Source organism: Algoriphagus sp., assembly GCF_024642405.1.
Taxonomy (GTDB): Bacteria; Bacteroidota; Bacteroidia; order Cytophagales; family Cyclobacteriaceae; genus Algoriphagus.
Map to the genome: position 1 here is coordinate 1 of NZ_JAHEBC010000392.1, position 3,403 is coordinate 3,403.

2 protein-coding genes and 1 pseudogene are annotated in these 3,403 nt (G+C 41.1%); 2 read left to right on the plus strand and 1 reads right to left on the minus strand.

What is annotated here, in order from left to right; translation table 11 throughout:
* A partial coding sequence (locus Q0L68_RS18270) for an efflux RND transporter permease subunit (RefSeq protein ID WP_296705694.1) occupies positions 1-1,609 on the plus strand: 1,609 nt, incomplete at its 5' end.
* Positions 1,602-3,035 (plus strand): TolC family protein, encoded by a 1,434-nt coding sequence (locus tag Q0L68_RS18275; RefSeq protein ID WP_296705695.1) that lies wholly within the window; start codon positions 1,602-1,604, stop codon positions 3,033-3,035. The genes Q0L68_RS18270 and Q0L68_RS18275, both read left to right, overlap by 8 nt.
* A 109-nt stretch (positions 3,036-3,144) precedes the next feature.
* Here the strand turns inward: Q0L68_RS18275 and Q0L68_RS18280 are convergent.
* A pseudogene (locus tag Q0L68_RS18280) lies at positions 3,145-3,403 on the minus strand (ABC transporter ATP-binding protein); the annotation flags it as partial.

Below are 3,403 nucleotides of genomic sequence, written 5' to 3' on the forward strand. Positions count from 1 at the left end.
TAGGGTTTTTGACAACCTGACGGGCAAATACGTGGCTTTGCTTAAAAGAATGGTCAGTAGAAGATGGTTGACTTTTGGGATTCTGTTGCTCTTTGGAGCAGGTATTTTCTTTGAAAACCAAATTCTTCCTTCAGGTTTTATCCCAAGTGAAGATCAGGGAACCATTTATGCAATCATCCAAACACCTCCCGGAGCTACACTCGAAAGAACCAATCAGGTATCTCAGAAACTCCAAAAAATTTGCGAGGAAATAGATGGAGTAGAGTCTGTATCATCCCTAGCAGGATATGAGATCATGACCGAAGGGCGAGGATCAAACGCTGGTACTTGTTTGATCAACTTGAAACCATGGGGTGAGCGAAAGCATACTGTAAAAGAGATCATGGAAGAGCTAGAAGAAGAATCTAAAGGCCTTGGTGCAATTGTAGAGTTCTTCGAACCACCAGCAATTCCAGGTTTCGGTTCCTCAGGTGGTTTCTCGATGAGACTATTAGATCAAACTACGACGACTGATTATCAGGATTTCGATAAGATCAACAAGAAATTCATGGACGATCTTGGTCAACGTAAAGAGCTAACAGGTCTATTCACATTCTTTGCGGCAAACTACCCTCAATACGAACTGGAAATCGATAATAATAAAGCGATGCAGAAAGGTGTTTCTATTGGTAAAGCCATGGAGAACCTGAATATTTTGATCGGTAGTACTTACGAACAAGGTTTCATCCGATTCGGTAGATTCTTCAAGGTTTATGTCCAATCAGATCCTCAATTCAGAAGGCTTCCTTCAGATGTATTGAATCTTTTTGTAAAGAATGAAGCCGGAGAAATGGTTCCTTATTCAGCCTTCATGACGATGAAGAAAACTCAAGGCCCGAATGAGGTAACTCGTTTCAATATGTATAATTCAGCCTCAATTAGAGGTTTACCAGCACCTGGGTTTACTACAGCAGATGCGATTCAGGCAATCCGTGAAGTAGCAGCTGAAACCTTACCAAAAGGATACGACATTGCTTGGGAAGGACTTTCTTATGATGAATCAAACCGAGGAAATGAAGCGCTGTACGTGTTCGTGATCGTTTTGGTGTTCGTTTACTTTGTTTTAGCAGCACAGTACGAAAGTTTTATCATTCCCCTCGCAGTAGTGTTTTCCTTACCTGTCGGGGTATTTGGATCCTTCTTCCTGCTGAAGATGATGGGGCTGGACAATGACATTTATGCCCAAATCGGTTTGATCATGCTTGTTGGTCTCTTAGGTAAAAACGCTGTGTTAATTGTAGAATTTGCGGTGCAAAAACGACAAGAAGGTGCTACCATTCTCGCCGCAGCTATAGAAGGCGCAAAAGTTCGATTCAGACCAATTTTGATGACATCCTTTGCATTTATCGCAGGTTTAGTCCCTTTGATCCTAGCGACTGGTGCCGGTGCGATCGGTAACAGAACTATCGGTGCTTCGGCTATGGGAGGAATGCTCTTTGGAACTATTTTCGGAGTAATCATAGTCCCTGGGTTATACTACATCTTTGGTACTTTGGCCGATGGCCGTCACTTGATCAAGAATGAAGACGAAAGTCCACTATCCGAACAAACTCACCACAAACATGCTTAAAAGAATCATTTATATAAGTCTGGGAGTAGCTAGTTTTACCTTTGCGGTGACCTCTTGTAAAACCCCAGAGCTGGCAGAAAAAGCCATCAACGAGACAGTACCCGAGAGTTATAGTGGCTCTCAGGACACTACAAATTCAGCCACATTGACCTGGCATGAATATTTTGCTGATCCCTATTTAAAGTCTTTGATAGACACTGCGCTTAACAATAATCAGGAGCTAAATATCACTATGCAGGAAATCCAGATCGCTCAAAATGAAGTACGGGTGAGAAAAGGTGAAATCCTGCCTTCTGTAAATATTGGCGCTGCTGCTGGAGTGGACAAAGTAGGAAGATATACCAGTCAAGGTGCCAATGATGCCAATACTGAAATCAAGCCTGGAAAAGAAATTCCGGATCCGCTTCAGGATTATATGGTGGGAGCATTTGCAACTTGGGAAGTGGATATTTGGAAGAAGTTGAGAAATGCAAAAAAATCAGCACTGACCAGATACCTTGGAAGTGTGGAGGGTAAAAACTTCATGGTAACCAACCTGATTGCTGAAATTGCCAATTCTTACTATGAATTACTGGCTCTTGACAACGAGCTTGAAATCGTTCAGCAGAATATTGAAATTCAGAAAAATGCCTTAGAAATAGTGAAGTACCAAAAACAAGCGGCACGAGTTACAGAGTTAGCAGTAAAAAGGTTCGAGGCGCAAGTACTCAGTACCCAAGGTCTTCAATACGGCATACAGCAGGAAATCATAGAAACTGAGAACAGAATAAACTTTCTGGTTGGAAGATTCCCACAAAAAGTGGAAAGAGATCACCGGGTATTTACTGATCTGATTCCTGATATCGTGGAGTCCGGAATTCCTTCTCAATTATTGGATAATAGACCGGATATCCGGCAAGCAGCCATGGAACTGGCAGCCTCCAAAATTGATGTTCAGGTGGCAAAGGCTGATTTCTATCCATCGCTGGAAATTACTGCAGGTTTAGGCTATAACGCCTTTAACCCAGCTTATATCTTTACTACCCCACAATCATTGATTTATTCCTTGGCAGGTGAGCTTACTGCTCCTTTGATCAACAGAAATGCGATCAAGGCAAGATATCTTACTGCCAATTCCATGCAGATTCAGGCTATTTATAACTATGAACAAACGATCCTGAATGCTTATATAGAAGTAGCCAATCAGCTATCGAATATTAGCAATTTGGAGAAAACCTATGGCTTGAAAAATCAACAAGTAAATGCATTGACAGAATCAGTCGATATTTCGAATGAGTTGTTTAAATCGGCAAGAGCAGATTACATGGAAGTACTTTTGACGCAACGAGATGCTCTAGAGTCCAAGTTTGAACTGATCGAAACAAAAATGAAACAAATGCACGCCAAAGTGAACATTTATCAGGCACTTGGCGGAGGATGGAAATAGTTTATTTGATTAAAGGTTGAAACCCTATCCCAAATTAATCCTGGGATAGAAAACAGAAAACCCCTTCAGGAAGTGCCTGAAGGGGTTTCTTATTTATTGAACCTATTTATCACCCTGTAAAATAAGCATCCAGCTCAGCCATCATTGCTGACTTGTCTCTTAGATCATTGATGATTTTACCTTTTTCCAAAAGTACAATCCGATCACAGATTTCAGTCACATGATTCAGATCATGGGAGGAAATCAAAAAAGTTACTTTCGAGTTTTCTTTTTCCTGAAGAATCAGCTTTTTCAAACGGATCTGGGAACTTGGATCTAAGTTTTCAAAAGGTTCATCCAAAAATACTACTTCCGGATTCCCCATCAAT

Coding starts and splice junctions, on each gene's coding strand:
- Q0L68_RS18275 (WP_296705695.1), top strand. CDS start 1,602: ATGCTTAAAAGAATCATTTATATAAGTCTGGGAGTAGCTAGTTTTACC.